This window comes from Mycobacterium angelicum, assembly GCF_002086155.1.
In the GTDB taxonomy this organism is placed as follows: Bacteria; Actinomycetota; Actinomycetes; order Mycobacteriales; family Mycobacteriaceae; genus Mycobacterium; species Mycobacterium angelicum.
On sequence record NZ_MVHE01000001.1, the window covers coordinates 103,791 to 122,652 of the forward strand.

Genomic DNA, 18,862 nt, shown 5'->3' on the forward strand with positions numbered 1-18,862 from the left:
AAGAGGTGGGACTGGAAGAACAGCTGCCCGGCGGGATCCTGCTGTCAACAGTCGAGAAGGTGGCGGGCTACGTCCGCAAGAACTCGCTGTGGCCGGCAACATTCGGATTGGCCTGCTGTGCCATCGAGATGATGGCAACGGCGGGGCCGAGGTTCGACATCGCGCGGTTCGGCATGGAGCGCTTCTCGGCCACGCCGCGGCAGGCCGATCTGATGATCGTCGCGGGTCGGGTCAGCCAGAAGATGGCCCCGGTGCTGCGCCAGATCTATGACCAGATGGCCGAGCCGAAATGGGTTCTGGCCATGGGCGTATGCGCGTCGTCCGGCGGGATGTTCAACAACTACGCGATCGTTCAGGGTGTCGACCACGTCGTTCCGGTCGACATCTACCTGCCCGGCTGCCCGCCCCGCCCGGAGATGCTGCTCTACGCAATCCTGAAGCTGCACGAGAAGATTCAGGAGATGCCGCTGGGCGTCAACCGGGAACGTGCGATCGCCGAAGCCGAGGAAGCCGCAATGGGCGCGCGGCCCACTATCGAGATGCGCGGTCTGCTGCGATGAGCTCGCCCGACCACGACCCGCAGGGCGCCACCCTTACCCCGGGCGCCGAAGTACCGCCCACGGGTGAAGAAGTCATCGACGTTCGACGCGGCATGTTCGGCGTCAAGGGCACCGGCGACACCTCCGGATACGGACGGCTGGTGCGCGAGGTCGCGCTGCCCGGTAGCAGCCCCCGGCCCTACGGCGGCTACTTCGACGACATCGCCGACCGGCTGGCCGAGGCGCTGCAGCGCAACGACGTCGAATTCGACACCGCCATCGAGAAAGTCGTGGTCGACCGCAACGAACTGACCCTGCATGTGCATCGCGACCATTTGCCCGAGGTCGCCCAGCGGCTGCGCGACGAACCCGAATTGCGCTTCGAGCTGTGTCTGGGTGTCAACGGGGTGCACTATCCGCACGAGACGGGCCGGGAACTGCACGCCGTATACCCGCTGCAGTCGATCACCCATAACCGCCGGCTGCGGCTGGAAGTGTCTGCGCCCGACAGTGATCCGCACATCCCGTCGCTGTTCGGCGTCTATCCGACCAACGACTGGCACGAGCGCGAGACCTACGACTTCTTCGGGATCATCTTCGACGGCCATCCGTCGCTGACCCGCATCGAGATGCCCGACGACTGGCACGGGCATCCGCAACGCAAGGACTATCCACTCGGCGGCATCCCAGTCGAATACAAGGGCGCGCAGATACCCCCGCCCGACGAGCGGAGGGGCTATAACTAATGACCGGAACCGAAACCGTCGTGGTCGCCGGCGGCCAGGACTGGGACAAGATCGTCGAGGTTGCCCGCAACGCGGATCCCGGTGAGCGCATTGTGGTCAACATGGGTCCCCAGCATCCGTCCACGCACGGGGTGCTGCGGCTGATCCTGGAAATCGAGGGCGAGACCGTCACCGAGGCCCGCTGCGGAATCGGATACCTGCACACCGGCATCGAGAAAAACCTCGAATACCGCTACTGGACCCAGGGCGTCACCTTCGTGACCCGGATGGATTACCTCTCACCGTTTTTCAACGAGACCGCCTACTGCCTGGGTGTGGAGAAGCTGCTCGGCATCACCGACGAAATTCCGGAGCGGGTCAACGTCATCCGGGTGATGATGATGGAGCTCAATCGCATCTCCTCGCATCTGGTCGCGCTGGCCACCGGCGGCATGGAGCTGGGCGCCATGACCCCGATGTTCGTCGGCTTCCGGGGGCGCGAGATCGTCCTGACCCTGTTCGAGTCGATCACCGGCCTGCGGATGAACAGTGCCTACATCCGGCCCGGCGGGGTGGCGCAGGACCTGCCGCCCAATGCGATCGACGAGATCGCCGCGGCCCTGAAGGAATTGCGCCAGCCGCTGCGCGAGATGGGTGACCTGCTCAACGAGAACGCCATCTGGAAGGCGCGTACCGAGGACGTCGGCTACCTCGATCTGGCCGGGTGCATGGCGCTGGGTATCACCGGGCCGATCCTGCGGGCCACCGGGCTGCCGCACGACTTGCGCAAGAGCGAACCCTACTGCGGATACGAGAACTACGAATTCGATGTGATCACCGACGACACCTGTGATGCCTACGGGCGCTACATCATTCGCGTCAAGGAGATGTGGGAGTCAGTAAAGATCGTGGAGCAGTGTCTGGACAAGTTGCGGCCGGGCCCGACCATGGTGGAGGACCGCAAGATCGCCTGGCCGGCAGATCTGTCCGTCGGCCCCGACGGCATGGGCAACTCACCCGAGCACATCGCCAAGATCATGGGCAGCTCGATGGAAGCGCTGATTCACCACTTCAAGCTGGTGACCGAGGGCATTCGGGTGCCGGCCGGCCAGGTCTACGTGGCGGTGGAATCGCCGCGCGGGGAACTCGGCGTGCACATGGTCAGTGACGGTGGAACCCGCCCGTACCGGGTGCATTACCGGGATCCGTCGTTCACCAACCTGCAGGCGGTCGCCGCGATGTGCGAAGGCGGCATGGTCGCCGATTTGATTGCCGCGGTCGCCAGCATCGACCCGGTCATGGGAGGGGTGGACCGGTGACAGTGCCTCAAGCCGGTGAAAGCAACGGCGAGCGGGTTTTCATCCGCCTGGGACCGCCACCGGAAGAGCCCAATCAGTTCGTGGTCGAGGGCGCTCCGCAGTCGTATCCGCCGGAAGTGCAGGCGCGGCTGGAGGTGGAGGCCAAGGACATCATGGGCCGCTACCCCAACAAGCGCTCGGCGCTGTTGCCGTTGCTGCACCTGGTCCAGGGCGAGGACTCCTACCTGACCCCGGCGGGCTTGGAATTCTGTTCTGAGCAGCTGGGATTGACCGGTGCCGAAGTGTCGGCGGTGGCCAGCTTCTACACCATGTACCGCCGTGGCCCCACCGGCGACTACCTGGTGGGCGTCTGCACCAACACGCTGTGCGCGGTCATGGGCGGCGACGCCATCTTCGACGACCTCAAAGACCACCTCGGCATCGGCAATGACGAGACCACCTCCGACGGCAAGGTCACCCTGCAACACATCGAATGCAACGCCGCCTGCGACTACGCCCCGGTGGTGATGGTCAACTGGGAGTTCTTCGACAACCAGACCGTCGAGTCGGCACGTGAACTGGTCGACTCGCTGCGCTCCGGCACACCGAAGGACCCCACCCGCGGCGCCCCGCTGTGTGCCTTCCGCGAGACCTCACGCATCCTGGCCGGCCTCCCCGATCCACGTCCGGACCAAGGTCAGGGCGGTGCGGGTGCGGCCACCCTGGCCGGATTGCGGGTGGCGCAGGAAAACGGCATGCAGGCGCCCCCAGGACCGGAAGGGCAGGCATGACGAGCTCCCCGGCTACCCCGCTGACCCCGGTCATCAGCCGCTACTGGGACGACCCGCAGTCGTGGACGCTGGCCACCTACGAGCGCAACGACGGTTATAAGGCGCTGCGCAAGGCGCTGGCCATGGCTCCCGACGATGTGATCGGCATGGTCAAGGACTCCGGACTGCGCGGGCGTGGCGGCGCGGGCTTCTCCACCGGCACCAAGTGGTCGTTCATCCCGCAGGGCGATTCCGGGCCGGCGGCCAAGCCGCACTATCTGGTGGTCAACGCCGACGAGTCGGAACCCGGTACGTGCAAAGACATTCCGCTGATGCTGGCCACCCCGCATGTGCTCGTCGAGGGCGTGATCATCGCCTCGTATGCGATCCGGGCCAGCCACGCGTTCATCTACGTGCGCGGCGAAGTGCTGCCGGTGTTGCGCCGGCTACAGAACGCGGTCGCCGAGGCCTACGCGGCCGGCTACCTCGGCCGTGACATCAAGGGTTCGGGTTTCAACCTGGAACTGGTCGTGCATGCCGGCGCGGGCGCCTACATCTGCGGCGAGGAGACCGCGCTGCTGGACTCGCTGGAGGGCCGCCGCGGCCAGCCGCGGCTGCGGCCGCCGTTCCCGGCCGTCGCCGGCCTCTACGGCAGTCCCACGGTGATCAACAACGTCGAGACGATCGCCAGCGTGCCGTCGATCATTTTCCACGGTGTCGACTGGTTCCGGTCCATGGGCAGCGAGAAGTCGCCCGGCTTCACGCTGTATTCGTTGTCCGGGCACGTCACCCGCCCCGGCCAGTACGAGGCGCCGCTGGGGATCACGCTGCGCGAATTGCTCGACTACGCCGGCGGTGTGCGCGCCGGGCACCGGCTCAAGTTCTGGACGCCCGGCGGGTCCTCGACACCACTGCTCACCGACGAACACCTCGACGTCCCGTTGGACTACGAAGGCGTGGGCGCGGTGGGCTCGATGCTGGGCACCAAAGCTTTGGAGATCTTCGACGAGACCACCTGCGTAGTGCGCGCCGTGCGCCGCTGGACCGAGTTCTACAAGCACGAATCGTGCGGGAAATGCACGCCGTGCCGCGAGGGAACCTTCTGGCTGGACAAGATCTACGAACGGCTGGAAACCGGCCGCGGCACCCGCGAAGACATTGACAAACTGCTGGATATCTCCGACTCGATCTTGGGAAAGGCGTTCTGCGCCTTGGGCGATGGCGCGGCCAGCCCGGTGATGTCGTCGATCAAGCTCTTCCGCGACGAGTACCTTGCTCACGTCGAACGGGGCGGATGTCCGTTCGATCCCCGAGACTCGATGCTCACGTTGGACGGAAAGGCCTGACACCGGCAATGACAACTACAGCCGACGCGAAAGCTGGCGACGGGTCCGGAAAAGAGGCGAGCCGGCCGGAGATGGTGTCGCTGACCATCGACGGCAACGAAATCAGCGTTCCCAAGGGAACTTTGGTGATTCGCGCGGCCGAGTTGATGGGCATCCAGATCCCCCGGTTCTGCGATCACCCGCTGCTGGACCCGGTTGGCGCATGCCGGCAGTGTCTGGTCGAGGTCGAAGGCCAGCGCAAGCCGTTGGCGTCATGCACCACCGTGGCCACCGATGACATGGTGGTGCGCACCCAGCTCACCTCGGAGGCGGCCGACAAGGCCCAGCACGGCGTGATGGAGCTGCTGCTGATCAACCATCCGCTGGACTGCCCGATGTGCGACAAGGGCGGGGAATGCCCACTGCAGAACCAGGCAATGTCCAACGGCCGGGCCGAGTCTCGCTTCACCGACGTCAAGCGCACGTTCGCCAAGCCGATCAACATCTCCGCACAAGTGCTGCTGGACCGCGAGCGCTGCATCCTGTGCGCCCGCTGCACCCGCTTCTCCGAGCAGATCGCCGGCGACCCGTTCATCGACATGCAGGAGCGCGGCGCGCTGCAGCAGGTCGGCATCTACGCCAACGAACCGTTCGAGTCCTACTTCTCCGGCAACACGGTGCAGATCTGCCCGGTCGGCGCGCTGACCGGGACCGCCTACCGGTTCCGGGCGCGCCCGTTCGACCTGGTCTCCAGCCCCAGCGTGTGCGAGCACTGCGCGTCGGGATGCGCGCAGCGCACCGATCACCGGCGCGGCAAGGTCCTGCGCCGGCTCGCCGGCGACGACCCGGAAGTCAACGAGGAGTGGAACTGCGACAAAGGCCGCTGGGCCTTCACCTACGCCACGCAACCAGACGTGCTCACCACTCCCCTGATCCGCGACGCCAACGGCGAGCTGGTGCCGGCGTCGTGGTCCCATGCGATCGCGGCGGCGACGCAGGGACTCGCCGCCGCCCGCGGCCGCACCGGCGTGCTGGTCGGTGGCCGGGCCACCTGGGAGGACGCCTACGGCTACGCGAAGTTCGCGCGAACCACGTTGGGCACCAACGACATCGACTTCCGCGCCCGCCCGCACTCGGCGGAAGAGGCGGATTTCCTGGCGGCCCGGATCGCGGGCCGGCCGGTAACCGTCAGCTATGCGGACCTGGAATCGGCTCCGGTGGTGGTGCTGGTCGGGTTCGAGCCGGAAGAAGAGTCGCCGATCGTGTTCTTGCGGTTACGCAAGGCGGCTCGCAAACACCACGTCCCGGTTTATGCCGTCGCCCCGTTCGCGACGCGCGCGCTGCAGAAGATGTCGGGCCGGCTGCTCACAACCGTTCCCGGCGAAGAGCCTGCGGCCCTCGACGGCCTGGCTACCGGCGAAGTGGGCGATCTGCTGAGCACACCCGGCGCGGTGATCATGGTCGGCGAACGTCTGGCCACGGTGCCCGGCGGACTGTCCGCGGCGGCCCGGCTGGCCGACGCAACCGGTGCCCGGCTGGCCTGGGTGCCGCGGCGGGCCGGCGAACGCGGCGCACTGGAGGCCGGTGCGCTTCCCGCACTGTTGCCGGGCGGCCGCCCGGTGTCCGACGACGCCGCACGTTCACAGGTCGCCGCTGCCTGGCACGTCTCCGAATTGCCTGCGGCGCCTGGGCGTGACGTCGAGGGCATCCTGGCCGGCGCGGCCGACGGCAGCCTGGGCGCGCTGCTGGTCGGCGGGATCGAGCCCGGCGACTTCGCCGATCCGGACGCGGTGCTGGCCGCGCTGGACGCCGCCGGATTCGTGGTCAGCCTGGAACTGCGGCACAGCGAGGTCACCGAGCGCGCTGACGTGGTGTTCCCGGTCGCGCCGGCGGCCCAGAAGGCCGGCGTCTTCGTCAACTGGGAGGGCCGCTACCGCGGCTTCGGACCCGCGCTGCACGGCACCACCCTGCGCGCCGGCCAGTCCGATCACCAGGTGCTCGACGCACTGGCCGACGAGCTGGGTGTCTACCTGGGACTGCGCACCGCCGACGGGGCCCGCGAGGAGCTGGCCGCGCTGGGCAACTGGGACGGCAAGCACGCGCCCACCCCCCGCGTCGAGGCGCCACAGCCGGCGCGACCCGCAGCGGGTGAGGCCGTGCTCACCGGCTGGCGGATGCTGCTTGACGCCGGCCGCCTGCAAGACGGCGAACCACACCTGGCCGGAACCGCACGCAAACCCGTGGTGCGGCTGTCGGCCGATACGGCCGCCGAGATCGGCGCCGCCGAGGGCCAGTCCGTGACCGTCAGTACCGAACGCGGCTCAATCACGTTGCCGCTCAACGTGACCGACATGCCCGACCGGGTGGTGTGGCTGCCGCTGAACTCCGCAGGCTCGGCGGTGTACCGGGAGTTGGGGGCGAGTCTGGGCAGCGTGGTCAAGATCGGGGTGAAGTCATGACGGGTTTTGGGCACGACGTCTGGTGGCTGGTGATAGCCAAGGCACTGGCCATCTTTGTGTTCCTGATGCTGAACGTATTGGTCGCAATCCTGCTCGAGCGCAAGATCCTGGGCTGGATGCAGTTGCGGCCCGGACCCAACCGAGCGGGCCCGTGGGGTGCCCTGCAGAGTCTGGCCGACGGCATCAAGCTGGCGCTCAAGGAGAGCATCACGCCCAAGGGCGTCGACTGGTTCGTATACTTTGCGGCCCCGGTCTTTTCGGTGATCCCGGCGTTCACCGCGTTCGCGTTCATCCCGTTCGGCCCGGAAGTGTCGGTGTTCGGCCATCGCACGGCGCTGCAGCTGACTGATCTGCCGGTCGCGGTGCTGTTCATTCTGGGGCTGTCGGCGATCGGCGTGTACGGAATCGTGCTGGGCGGCTGGGCATCTGGGTCCACCTACCCGCTACTGGGCGGGGTGCGCTCGACCGCGCAGGTCATCTCCTACGAGGTCGCGATGGGGTTGTCGTTCGCGGCGGTGTTCCTCTACGCGGGGAGCATGTCGACATCGCAGATCGTAAGCGCACAGGACCGCGTCTGGTACGTGTTCTGGCTGCTGCCGTCGTTCATCATCTATCTCATCTCGATGGTGGGTGAAACCAACCGCGCCCCGTTCGACCTGCCGGAGGCCGAGGGTGAGCTGGTCGCCGGCTTCCACACCGAGTATTCGTCGCTGAAGTTCGCCATGTTCATGTTGGCCGAATACGTCAACATGATGACCGTGTCGTCGCTTGCCACGGTCATGTTCTTCGGCGGCTGGCATGCTCCCTGGCCACTGAACATGTGGGAGGGCGCCAACCACGGCTGGTGGCCGGTGCTCTGGTTCACCGCGAAGATGTGGACCTTCCTGTTCATCTATATGTGGCTGCGAGCCAGCTTGCCGCGGTTCCGCTACGACCAGTTCATGGCGCTGGGCTGGAAGCTGCTGATCCCGGTCTCGCTGGTGTGGATCATGATCGCCGCGGTCATTCGCGCGCTGCGCAACCAGGGCTACCCGCATTGGACCCTGGTGCTGGTGATCAGCAGCATCGTCGTCGCGACCGCGCTCGTGCTGGCGCTGCGAAAACCGTTCAGCGTCAGCAGTGCTCGCGCCCAAAAACGCCGCAAGCAAGCCGAGGAAAGCTCCGAACGCATCGAACCGGCATTCCCGACACCGCCGCTGCCGACACACAGCGCGAGCAAGGAGAAAGCGCGTGCCTAAGTTTCTAGACGGCATAGCTGGATTCGGCGTGACCTTCGCGTCGATGTTCAAAAAGCGGGTGACCGAGGAGTACCCGGAGAAGCCCGGTCCGGTGAAGCCGCGCTACCACGGCCGTCACCAACTCAACCGCTACCCCGACGGGCTGGAGAAGTGCATCGGCTGCGAGCTGTGCGCCTGGGCCTGCCCGGCCGACGCCATCTACGTCGAGGGCGCCGACAACACCGAAGAGCAACGGTTTTCTCCCGGCGAGCGCTACGGCCGGGTGTATCAGATCAACTATCTGCGCTGTATCGGTTGCGGCCTGTGCATCGAGGCCTGCCCCACCCGCGCCTTGACCATGACCAACAACTACGAGATGGCCGACGACAACCGCGCCGACCTGATCTACGAGAAGGACCGCCTGCTGGCGCCGCTGCTGCCCGAGATGACCGCGCCGCCGCACCCGCGTACGCCGGGCGCCACCGACAAGGACTACTACCAGGGCAACGTGACCGCCGACGGCTTGCGCGAACCCCAAAGTGCGGGATCCAAAGCCGGAGACACCCGATGACCGCGCCGCTGGCAGCACATCTCGCCTCGGATGTCATCGTCCACACCTCCACCGGTGAAGCGGTGACGTTCTGGATCCTGGGGGCCGTGGCGCTGATCGGCGCGCTGGGCGTGGTGCTGGCCGTCAATGCCGTCTATTCGGCGATGTTTCTGGCTATGACGATGATCATCCTGGCGGTGTTCTACATGATCCAGGACGCGCTGTTCCTGGGCGTCGTTCAAGTCGTGGTCTACACCGGCGCGGTCATGATGCTGTTCTTGTTCGTGCTGATGCTCATCGGGGTGGATTCGGCGGAATCGCTGCAGGAAACCCTGCGCGGCCAGCGGATCGCGGCGGTGGTGACCGGTATCGGCTTCGGTGTGCTGCTGATAGCTGCCATCGGCAACGCGGCCACCGGAAGCTTCTCCGGACTGACCGCCGCCAACGCCAACGGCAACGTCGAGGGCCTGGCGGCGCTGATCTTCTCCCGCTACCTGTGGGCGTTCGAGTTGACCAGTGCGCTGCTGATCACGGCCGCGGTAGGCGCGATGGTGCTGGCGCACCGGGAACGCTTCGAGCGGCGCAAGACTCAGCGGGAACTCTCCGAGGAACGCTTCCGGCTCGGCCTGCGGGCCACCCCGCTGCCCAGCCCGGGCGTCTACGCCCGGCACAACGCGGTCGACGTCGCCGCGCTGCTTCCCGACGGCTCGTACTCGGAGCTGTCGGTGTCCCGGATATTGCGGACGCGAGGGGCCGACGGGCGCGAAACGCCCTCGCCCGAAGCCGTTAAGGGAAGCCCATCATGAATCCTGCCAATTACCTATACCTTTCGGCCCTGCTGTTCACCATCGGGGCGGCGGGTGTGCTGTTGCGACGCAACGCGATCGTCATGTTCATGTGCGTAGAGCTGATGCTCAATGCCGTCAACCTGGCGTTCGTCACCTTCGCGCGCATGCACGGCAAGCTCGACGGCCAAATGATCGCGTTCTTCACGATGGTGGTGGCTGCCTGCGAAGTGGTCGTCGGCCTGGCCATCATCATGACGATTTTCCGTGCCCGCAAATCGGCGTCGGTCGACGACGCGAATCTACTCAAAGGCTAAGAACGCCAAGATGACTCACTACACCTGGCTGCTTGTCGCGCTGCCATTGGCGGGAGCGGCGATCTTGCTGTTCGGCGGCAGACGCACCGATCCCTGGGGCCATTGGCTGGGCTGCCTGGCGGCGCTGTCGGCGTTCGGGGTGGGCGCCACCTTGCTGGCCGATTTGCTCAGCCGGGGCTCAGAAGACCGGGTTATTCGCCAGACCGTGTTCAGCTGGATTCCGGTCGGCCAGCTCCAGGTCGACTTCGGGCTGCAGATCGACCAGCTGTCCATCTGTTTCGTGCTGCTGATCTCCGGCGTCGGGTCGCTGATCCACATCTACTCGGTCGCCTACATGGCCGAAGACATCGATCGCCGCAGGTTTTTCGGCTACCTCAACCTGTTCCTGGCCTCGATGCTGCTGCTCGTGATCGCCGACAACTACGTGCTGCTGTACGTCGGCTGGGAAGGCGTCGGTCTGGCTTCCTATCTGCTGATCGGTTTCTGGTACCACAAGCCGACGGCGGCCACCGCGGCCAAGAAGGCGTTCGTGATGAACCGGGTCGGCGACGCCGGCCTGGCCCTGGGCATGTTCGTGATGTTCAGCAACTTCGGGACGCTGTCGTACTCGGGCGTATTCGCCGGGGCGCCCGCAGCCAGCCGGGGCGTGCTGACCGCGATCGGTTTGCTGCTGCTGCTCGGTGCTTGCGCCAAGTCTGCGCAGGTTCCGCTACAGGCCTGGTTGGGTGACGCGATGGAGGGCCCCACCCCGGTGTCGGCGCTCATCCACGCCGCCACCATGGTGACCGCCGGCGTCTATCTGATCGTGCGGTCCAACCCGCTGTACAACCTGGCGCCCGACGCCCAGTTGGGCGTGGTCATCGTCGGCGCCGTCACCTTACTGCTCGGCGCCTACATCGGTTGCGCCAAGGACGACATCAAACGCGCGCTGGCGGCCTCGACGATGAGCCAGATCGGCTACATGGTGCTGGCTGCCGGACTGGGCCCCGCTGGCTACGCGTTCGCGATCATGCACCTGCTCACCCACGGCTTCTTCAAGGCGGGGCTGTTCCTGGGATCCGGTGCGGTGATTCACGCCATGCACGAGGAGCAGGACATGCGCCGCTACGGCGGTCTGCGCGCCGCCCTGCCAGTCACCTTCATCACGTTCGGGCTGGGATATCTGGCGATCATCGGGGTACCGCCGTTTGCGGGCTTCTTCTCCAAGGACGCCATCATCGAGGCGGCACTGGCCGCCGGCGGCACCCGCGGCTATGTGCTGGGCGGGGCCGCGCTGCTGGGTGCCGGCGTCACCGCGTTCTACATGACCCGGGTGATGCTGATGACGTTCTTCGGCGCCAAGCGCTGGGCGCCGGACTCCCATCCGCACGAAGCGCCGGCTTTGATGACGTGGCCGATGATCCTGCTGGCCGTAGGGTCGGTGTTCTCCGGCGGCCTGTTCGCCATCGGCGGCACCCTGCAGCACTGGCTCGAGCCGGTGGTGGGGGCGCACGAAGAAGTCACGCACGCCGTTCCGGTCTGGCTCAACACCACCCTGGCACTGGCGGTAGTCGCGATCGGCATTGCGGTCGCCTACCGGATGTACGGCGGGAAGGCCGAGATCCCCAGGGTGGCGCCCGTTCAGGTTTCGGTGCTCACAACGGCCGCCCGCGCCGACGCCTACGGCGATGCCTTCAACGAGGAGGTGTTCATGCGCCCTGGCGCACAACTGACCAAAGCTGTGGTCGCGGTCGACGACGCCGGTGTGGACGGCTCGGTCAACGCGCTCGCGGCACTGGTGAGCCAGACCTCGAATCGATTGCGGCGAATGCAAACCGGATTCGCCCGCAACTACGCGCTGTCGATGCTGGTCGGGGCGGCCCTGGTGGCCGCGGTGCTGCTGGCGGTGAACCTGTGGTGAACCTGCCCTGGCTGTCCGCGCTGTGGCTGGTGCCGCTGGCGGGTTCGGTGCTGATCATCCTGCTGCCCCCGGGGCTGCGCCAGCTCGCCAAGTGGACCGGCCTGATCGTCAGCCTGCTGACCCTGGCCGTGGCCATCAAGATCACGGTCGGGTTCAAGCCCGGCGGCGATACGTACCAGTTCCTCGAAAAGCGTTCCTGGATTCCGGCTTTCGGGGCCGGCTACACCCTCGGCGTGGACGGCATCGCGGTGGTGCTGGTGATCCTGACCGCTGTGCTGATCCCGCTGCTGCTGGTGGCCGGCTGGAATGAGGCCGGCGAACGCAACCCGCGTAGCGTGCACGCCTACGTGGCTCTGACGTTGGCCATCGAGTCGATGGTGCTGATCTCGGTGGTTGCGCTCGACGTGCTGCTGTTCTACGTGTTCTTCGAGGCCATGCTGATCCCGATGTACTTCCTGATCGGTGGCTTCGGCCAGGGTCCGGGTAGTTCGCGCGCCGCGGTTAAGTTCTTGTTGTACAACCTGTTCGGCGGACTGATCATGCTGGCGGCGGTGATCGGGCTGTATGTGGTGACCACCAAGCACGGTTCGGGCACCTTCGATTTCCAGCAGATCGTGGACGACGTGCGCCACGGCCGCTACGGCGTGGACCCGGCCGTGTTCAAGGCTTTGTTCTTGGGCTTCATGTTCGCATTCGCCATCAAGGCGCCGCTGTGGCCGTTCCACCGGTGGCTGCCCGATGCCGCAGTGGAGGCGCCACCGGCGAGTGCGGTGCTGATGATGGCGATCATGGACAAGGTCGGCACCTTCGGCATGCTGCGCTACTGCCTGCAGTTGTTCCCGGACGCCTCAACGTATTTCCGTCCGCTGATCGTCACCTTGGCCATCATCGGTGTCATCTACGGCGCCGTCGTGGCGATCGGCCAGACCGACATCATGCGGCTGATCGCCTACACCTCGATTTCTCACTTCGGCTTCATCATCGCGGGCATCTTCGTGATGACCAGCCAGGGTCAAAGTGGCTCCACGTTGTACATGCTCAACCACGGCCTTTCCACGGCGGCAGTGTTCCTGATCGCCGGCTTCCTGGTTGCCCGGCACGGCAGCCGCTCGATCGCCGACTACGGCGGAGTGCAGAAGGTAGCGCCAATTCTGGCCGGCACCTTCCTGGTTTCTGCCATGGCCACGCTGTCGCTGCCCGGACTTGCCCCGTTCATCAGCGAATTCCTGGTGCTGTTAGGCACTTTCAACCGCTACTGGCTGGCTGCTGCGTTCGGTGTCACGGCGCTGGTGCTGTCCGCCATCTACATGCTGTGGCTCTACCAACGCGTGATGACCGGTCCGGTGGCCAAGGGCAACGAGAAGATCGGTGACCTGGTGCCGCGCGAATTGGTCGTCGTCGCACCGCTGATCGCGCTGCTGCTGGTGCTCGGGGTCTATCCCAAGCCGGTGCTCGACGTCATCAACCCGGCAGTTGAGAACACCATGACCACCATCGGCCAGCACGATCCCGCGCCCAAAGTGCCAGTCGGTACGGGTGTTTCCCGCACAGCCGAAGGACCACATCAATGACCCTGCCCAGTCCCAGCATCGAATACTTCCTGCTGTGTCCGATGCTCATCGTCTTCTCGGTCGCGGTGGCCGGTGTGCTGGTGGAAGCGTTCGCGCCGCGGCGGCTGCGATACGGCATGCAGGTCGTCCTCGCCCTCGGCGGGTTAGTGGCCGCATTCATCGCAATCATCGTGGTGGCCAAGTCGCTTCCGGTGTCCGGCCGCCGAGCCGTGCTCGGTGCGGTGGCGGTGGATCGGCCGGCACTGTTCCTGCAGGGCACCATCGTGTTGGTCGCCGTACTGGCGGTGATCTTCATGGCCGAACGCCGCCAGGTCAGTGCGGCGAAGAAAGTCGCCGTGGCGGCCGGTGGGCTGGATTCCTTTACGCCACAAGCTTCCGCGGTCCCCGGCAGCGATATCGAACGCGAGGCGGAACAGGCGGGCGCGGCCCAGACCGAGCTCTTCCCGCTGGCACTGCTGTCGGTCGGCGGCATGATGGTGTTCCCCGCCTCCAACGACTTGTTGACGATGTTCGTCGCGCTGGAAGTCCTGTCGCTGCCGCTGTATCTGATGTGCGGGCTGGCCCGCCACCGCCGCCTGCTCTCGCAGGAAGCCGCGATGAAGTACTTTCTGCTGGGGGCGTTTTCGTCGGCGTTCTTCCTCTACGGCGTCGCGTTGCTCTACGGCGCAACCGGCACGCTCACCCTGACCGGCATCCGGGACTCACTGGCCGCACATAGCGATACCACGCTGGCGCTGGTCGGTGTCGCGCTGTTATCAGTGGGTCTGCTGTTCAAGGTCGGCGCAGTCCCGTTCCACTCCTGGATTCCCGACGTGTACCAGGGTGCGCCCACCCCGATCACCGGCTTTATGGCGGCCGCCACCAAGGTCGCGGCATTCGGCGCACTGCTTCGCGTCGTCTACGTCACGCTGCCGCCCCTGCACCACGACTGGCGCCCGGTGCTGTGGGCGATCGCGATCCTGACCATGGCGGTGGGCACCATCACCGCGGTGAATCAGACCGACGTCAAGCGGATGCTCGCCTATTCCTCGGTCGCGCACGTCGGCTTCATCCTCACCGGGGTGATCGCCGACAACTCCGCGGGACTGTCGGCGACGTTGTTCTATTTGGTCGCATACAGTTTCAGCACCGTGGGCGCATTCGCGATCGTGAGCCTTATCCGTAATGCCGACGGTGTGGAGGATGCGGATCTGTCGCATTGGGCCGGCCTGGGTCAGCGCTCACCCATTGTGGGCGTGATGCTTTCGATGTTCTTGCTGGCCTTCGCCGGTATCCCGCTGACGAGTGGATTCGTCAGCAAGTTCGCGGTGTTCAAGGCCGCCGCCGAGGGCGGGGCGGTGCCACTGGTGATCATCGGCGTGATCTCCAGCGGGGTGGCCGCCTACTTCTACGTCCGCGTGATCGTGCTGATGTTCTTCACCCAGGGAACCGACGACACCCCGCAAGTGGTGGCGCCCGGGGTGTTGAGCAAGGCCGCCATTGCGGTGTGTGCGGTGGTCACCGTGGTTTTGGGGATTGCCCCCCAGCCGGTGCTCGACCTGGCCAACCAGGCCGCCCAGCTGCTGCATTAGAAGTTGAACAACCCCGAGTGGTTGTTGAGGCTGTTGAACAGCCCTGAGGTGTTGTGACCCGAGTTGGCCACTCCCGAGGTGGCGGTGCTCAGCGCGTTGTTGGCCGAGTTCGCGATGCCGATGTTGAACGTGCCGATGTTGCCGATCCCCACGTTGAGGATGCCGCCGACGTTGTAGATACCGGCGGCGCCGCCGGTGCTGCCCGTCACTACGTTGTACAGACCCGACACCGGTAATGCGCCCGTGCTGGAGTTCTGAAAACCGGAGACGTGATTGCCCGAATTGAAGAACCCGGAGGAACTGTTGCCGGAGTTACCGACGCCCGAACTCGCAGCGGACTGGTCCGAGAAGCTGCCCAGGCCGGTGTTCACGTCGCCCGAATCGAACAGTCCGGTGTTGAGGTCGCCCGAGTTGAAGTAACCGGTGTTCCCCGAACCCGAGTTGAAGCTCCCGGTGTCGGTGCCGTTCAGCAGCGAGCCACCTGAGTTGAAGTTGCCGGTGTTGAGGGAGCCGGAGTTTCCGAAACCCATGTTGGCCGAGCCCGAGTTGCCGCCGCCCACGTTGTCGGCGCCGACGTTCCAGAACCCGAAATTGTGGTGACCGCCGTTTCCGAAGCCGGTGTTGAACGATCCGCCGTTCCAGAAGCCGGTGTTGGTGTTGCCGCCGTTGGAGAAACCGAAGTTGCCGTTACCGGCGTTGAAGAAACCGACGTTGTTGTTGCCGGAGTTGAAGAAACCGATGTTGTTGTTGCCGGAGTTGCCGAGGCCGACATTGCCGATACCCGTATTCAGGGCGCCGAACCCGAACTGGTGGTTGCCGGTGAGCCCAAATCCGATGTTGCCGTCACCCTTGTTGCCGAAGCCGATGTTGCCGCTGCCGTGATTGCCGTAGCCGATATTGGTGTCGCCGAAGTTTCCGCTGCCGCCGTTGCCGGCGCCGAAGTTTCCGGATCCCCAGTTGCTGAAGCCGCCGGCGAACCCCGGTCCCGCATTTCCGCTGCCGAAGTTGTGTCCGCCGGTGTTGCCACTGCCGATGTTCATGCTGTCGTGGTTGCCGCCACCGATATTGCTGTCGCCGAAGTTGCCGCTGCCGATGTTGCTGTTCTGCCGGTTACCGGAACCCCAGTTGTTGATTCCGAGGTTTCCGCTGCCGAAGTTCGCATTGCCACGATTGCCGCTGCCGATGTTCGACGTACCGGTATTTCCGCTGCCCATGTTGTTGTCGCCGGTGTTTCCACCGCCCAGGTTCCAGAAGCCCTTGTTGCCGATACTGGTGTTGATGTCCGGAATTCCGAACGGGTTGGCCGCTGCCGCGTGCGGCCCTTGCCCCGATCCCCCCAGGCCGGACAGCGCTTGCGTCCACGAGGACAATTGCGCGACGGCGGCCGACACTCCCCCGTGATAGCCGACCATCGCGGCCACGTCGGCGGCCCACATTTCCTCGTACCCTGCCTCAGCTGCCGCGATGGCCGGCGCGTTCTGGCCGAATAGGTTGGACCACACCAGTTGGACGAACGCATTGCGGTTGGCCGCCACCGCCAACGGGTGGATCGTCGCTGCCCGCACCGCCTCGAACGCACCGGCCACCGCTTTAGCCTGCGCCGCCGCGTCGGCGGCGCGCGCCGCGGCCGTGCTCAACCACCCCGCGTACGGAGCCGCCGTCGCGGCCATCGCCGTCGCGGCCGCACCCTGCCAGGCCTGACCGGTCAGTCCCGCGGTCACCGACCCGAACGAGTCTGCCGCCGAACCCAACTCGGCGGCCAACCCGTCCCACCCGACCGCCGCCGCAAGCATCGGACCCGAACCTGCGCCGGTGAATATCTGCGCCGAAAGCACCTCAGGCGGGGTCACAAAGAAACTCGTCATAGCGGCATCATTGCGAATCCAGCTGCTACCGATCGCAACTTTGCGATTGCGGCGCTGGCGCAGGCGCGCTGAGGGCTAGGCCGGACCGAAGATGCCCGCCTGGTGATCGCCTTGGTTGAAGAATCCTGCGCTGTGGTCGCCCGTATTTCCGGCGCCGGTGCTGCCAACGCCGGAGTTGTAAATGCCGATGTTGGCTATGCCGGAGTTGAAGAAGCCGTTGGCGCCGAGCCCGGTGTTACCGAAGCCTCTGCTGCCCAGACCGGAGTTAGAGAAACCCTCGGTATTCGCATCGGTGTTGAAGAAACCCGACGATACGTTCCCACCTCCGAGGACGTTCTGGTAGCCGGAAATGGCGTCGCCGTGGTTGAAGAAGCCCGATACGTCGTTACCCGTATTGCCGAAGCCGGATGTGGTCACCCCGGGCACGGTCAGGGCGCTGCCGATACTGGTGTTGTAGTCACCAGAATTGAACAAGCCGGTGTTGGTATGACCCGAATTGAAGAAGCCGGTGTTGAGACTGGACGAATTGCCGACGCCGGTGTTTAGGCTGCCCCCATTGAAGAATCCCGTGTTGAACGAACCGGTATTTCCGACGCCCACGTTCGCGCCGTTGCCGCCGTTGAAGAAGCCCACATCGGCCCCGGCGGCATTTCCGAAGCCGAAGTTCTGAACGCCGGCGTTCCCGAAACCTGCGTTCATGCTGCCGGCGTTCCAGAAGCCGGTGTCGGTGTGACCCGCGTTGCCGACGCCGAAGTTCTCATTGCCGGAGTTGAAAATGCCGAAGTTTCCATCACCGGAGTTGAAGAACCCGACGTTGTGGTCACCGGTGTTGCCGAAACCGATATTTCCGACGCCGGTGTTCAGCGCGCCAAACCCGATCTGGTTGTTGCCCGTGAGCCCGAAACCGATGTTGTTGTTGCCGTTGTTGCCGAACCCGAAGTTGTTGCTGCCGGTGTTGCCGAACCCGGTGTTGAAGCTGCCCTGGTTGCCGCTGCCGATGTTCTGCGAGCCGATGTTTCCGCTGCCGTAATTGTTGTTGCCGATGTTTCCGCCGCCGAGGTTGCCATCGCCCTGGTTGCCTGAGCCGAAATTGTTGGTGCCCTGGTTGCCGCTACCGAAGTTGACGTGACCGTTGTTGCCGCCGCCGACGTTGCTGTTACCGACGTTGCCGACACCGAGGTTCCCCGAGCCGACGTTGCCGCCGCCGAGGTTGGCGTTGCCGAAATTGCCGATGCCGGTGTTTCCGTTGCCGGTGTTTCCGCTGCCCGGATTCGCGCTTCCGGTGTTGCCGCCACCCAAGTTCCAATTGCCCTTGTTGCCCAGACCGGTGTTGATGTCAGGGAGACCGACGACGCTTGAGGCAGCCGCCGCGGGCACGCCCCCTAGCAGGGGGCTGAACACCTGCCCGATACCCGGCAACCCCGCCAGCGCCTGCTGCCACGACGGCAACGAAGCCGCGGCTGCCGAAGCCCCACCGTGGTACCCGACCATCGCCGCCACATCGGTGGCCCACATCTCCTCGTACAGACCCTCGGCAGCCGCAATCGCCGGCGCGTTCTGACCGAACAGGTTCGATAAAACCAATTGCACGAACGCATTTCGGTTGGCCGCCACTGCCAGCGGGTGAATCGTGGCCGCCCGCGCGGCCTCAAACGCACTGGCAACGGCCTTGGCCTGAGCCGACGCGCCCGCGGCCCGCTCCGCAGCCGTACTCAAGAACCCGGCATACGGTGCGGCCGCGGCGGCCATCGCCGCCGCGGCCGCCCCCTGCCAGGCCTGACCCGCCAGCCCCGACGTCACCGACCCGAACATCTCCGCCGCGGACCCCAACTCAGCCGACAGCCCGTCCCACGCCGCCGCCGCCGTCAGCATCGGCGCAGCACCCGCACCAGAGAACATCCGCAACGAGTTGATTTCCGGCGGCAATACCGAGTAATTCATGAGCGTCCCCTTTCGCTGAGCGACTACAG

Annotated in this window: 15 protein-coding genes and 1 pseudogene; 13 read left to right on the forward strand and 3 right to left on the reverse strand. The window is 65.5% G+C overall.

The genetic code is table 11. The features are described 5' to 3' along the window. The first annotated feature begins 5 nt into the window (after positions 1-5). Genes BST12_RS00500 through nuoN form a run of 13 tightly spaced genes read left to right on the forward strand, consistent with a single transcriptional unit; the run spans position 6 to position 15,027 of the window. The gene (locus BST12_RS00500) at positions 6-560 is read left to right on the forward strand and encodes a NuoB/complex I 20 kDa subunit family protein (RefSeq protein WP_083111031.1); all 555 of its coding nucleotides are present in this window, start codon (positions 6-8) and stop codon (positions 558-560) included. Then, positions 557-1,285: an NADH-quinone oxidoreductase subunit C gene (locus BST12_RS00505; protein ID WP_083111032.1), complete on the forward strand. Its 729-nt coding sequence runs from the start codon at positions 557-559 to the stop codon at positions 1,283-1,285. Before BST12_RS00500 ends, BST12_RS00505 begins: the two co-directional genes overlap by 4 nt. Continuing rightward, complete coding sequence (gene nuoD, locus BST12_RS00510; protein WP_083111033.1) at positions 1,285-2,583, forward strand: NADH dehydrogenase (quinone) subunit D; 1,299 nt, start codon at positions 1,285-1,287, stop codon at positions 2,581-2,583. Before BST12_RS00505 ends, nuoD begins: the two co-directional genes overlap by 1 nt. A 2-nt stretch (positions 2,584-2,585) precedes the next feature. Continuing rightward, positions 2,586-3,353 carry an NADH-quinone oxidoreductase subunit NuoE gene (nuoE, locus tag BST12_RS00515; protein ID WP_139801437.1) on the forward strand — a complete coding sequence of 256 codons (768 nt, stop codon included), beginning with the start codon at positions 2,586-2,588 and terminating at the stop codon, positions 3,351-3,353. Beyond that, positions 3,350-4,678: an NADH-quinone oxidoreductase subunit NuoF gene (gene nuoF / locus BST12_RS00520; RefSeq protein WP_083111035.1), complete on the forward strand. Its 1,329-nt coding sequence runs from the start codon at positions 3,350-3,352 to the stop codon at positions 4,676-4,678. The genes nuoE and nuoF overlap by 4 nt, the downstream gene beginning before the upstream one ends. Before the next feature lie 8 nt (positions 4,679-4,686). Next, complete coding sequence (locus BST12_RS00525; protein WP_083111036.1) at positions 4,687-7,116, forward strand: NADH-quinone oxidoreductase subunit G; 2,430 nt, start codon at positions 4,687-4,689, stop codon at positions 7,114-7,116. After that, positions 7,113-8,354: an NADH-quinone oxidoreductase subunit NuoH gene (gene nuoH / locus BST12_RS00530; RefSeq protein WP_083111037.1), complete on the forward strand. Its 1,242-nt coding sequence runs from the start codon at positions 7,113-7,115 to the stop codon at positions 8,352-8,354. The genes BST12_RS00525 and nuoH overlap by 4 nt, the downstream gene beginning before the upstream one ends. After that, positions 8,347-8,904 (forward strand): NADH-quinone oxidoreductase subunit NuoI, encoded by a 558-nt coding sequence (gene nuoI / locus BST12_RS00535; protein WP_083111038.1) that lies wholly within the window; start codon positions 8,347-8,349, stop codon positions 8,902-8,904. Before nuoH ends, nuoI begins: the two co-directional genes overlap by 8 nt. A gap of 8 nt (positions 8,905-8,912) precedes the next feature. Beyond that, a complete protein-coding gene (locus BST12_RS00540; RefSeq protein ID WP_139801438.1) occupies positions 8,913-9,689 on the forward strand; it encodes an NADH-quinone oxidoreductase subunit J in 777 nt (258 codons plus the stop codon). Further along, positions 9,686-9,985, forward strand: a complete 300-nt coding sequence (gene nuoK / locus BST12_RS00545) for an NADH-quinone oxidoreductase subunit NuoK (protein WP_083111040.1) — start codon at positions 9,686-9,688, stop codon at positions 9,983-9,985. Before BST12_RS00540 ends, nuoK begins: the two co-directional genes overlap by 4 nt. 10 nt (positions 9,986-9,995) lie before the next feature. After that, a complete protein-coding gene (nuoL, locus tag BST12_RS00550; RefSeq protein ID WP_083111041.1) occupies positions 9,996-11,885 on the forward strand; it encodes an NADH-quinone oxidoreductase subunit L in 1,890 nt (629 codons plus the stop codon). Next, entirely contained in the window at positions 11,879-13,456 is a 1,578-nt protein-coding gene (locus tag BST12_RS00555) for an NADH-quinone oxidoreductase subunit M (RefSeq protein WP_169726721.1), read from the forward strand. Before nuoL ends, BST12_RS00555 begins: the two co-directional genes overlap by 7 nt. After that, on the forward strand, positions 13,453-15,027 hold the full coding sequence (gene nuoN / locus BST12_RS00560; RefSeq protein WP_083111042.1) for an NADH-quinone oxidoreductase subunit NuoN: 1,575 nt from the start codon (positions 13,453-13,455) through the stop codon (positions 15,025-15,027). Before BST12_RS00555 ends, nuoN begins: the two co-directional genes overlap by 4 nt. Here the strand turns inward: nuoN and BST12_RS00565 are convergent. From BST12_RS00565 to BST12_RS34765, 3 genes and pseudogenes are all read right to left on the reverse strand, one after another. Further along, positions 15,024-16,892, reverse strand: a complete 1,869-nt coding sequence (locus BST12_RS00565; protein ID WP_083111043.1) for a PPE family protein — start codon at positions 16,890-16,892, stop codon at positions 15,024-15,026. The two genes, nuoN and BST12_RS00565, sit on opposite strands and share 4 nt — an antisense overlap. A gap of 75 nt (positions 16,893-16,967) precedes the next feature. Further along, a complete protein-coding gene (locus BST12_RS00570) occupies positions 16,968-18,293 on the reverse strand; it encodes a beta strand repeat-containing protein (protein WP_372510952.1) in 1,326 nt (441 codons plus the stop codon). 50 nt (positions 18,294-18,343) lie between these two features. After that, positions 18,344-18,833, reverse strand: a pseudogene (locus BST12_RS34765) (PPE family protein); the annotation flags it as partial. Positions 18,834-18,862: the final 29 nt, after the last annotated feature.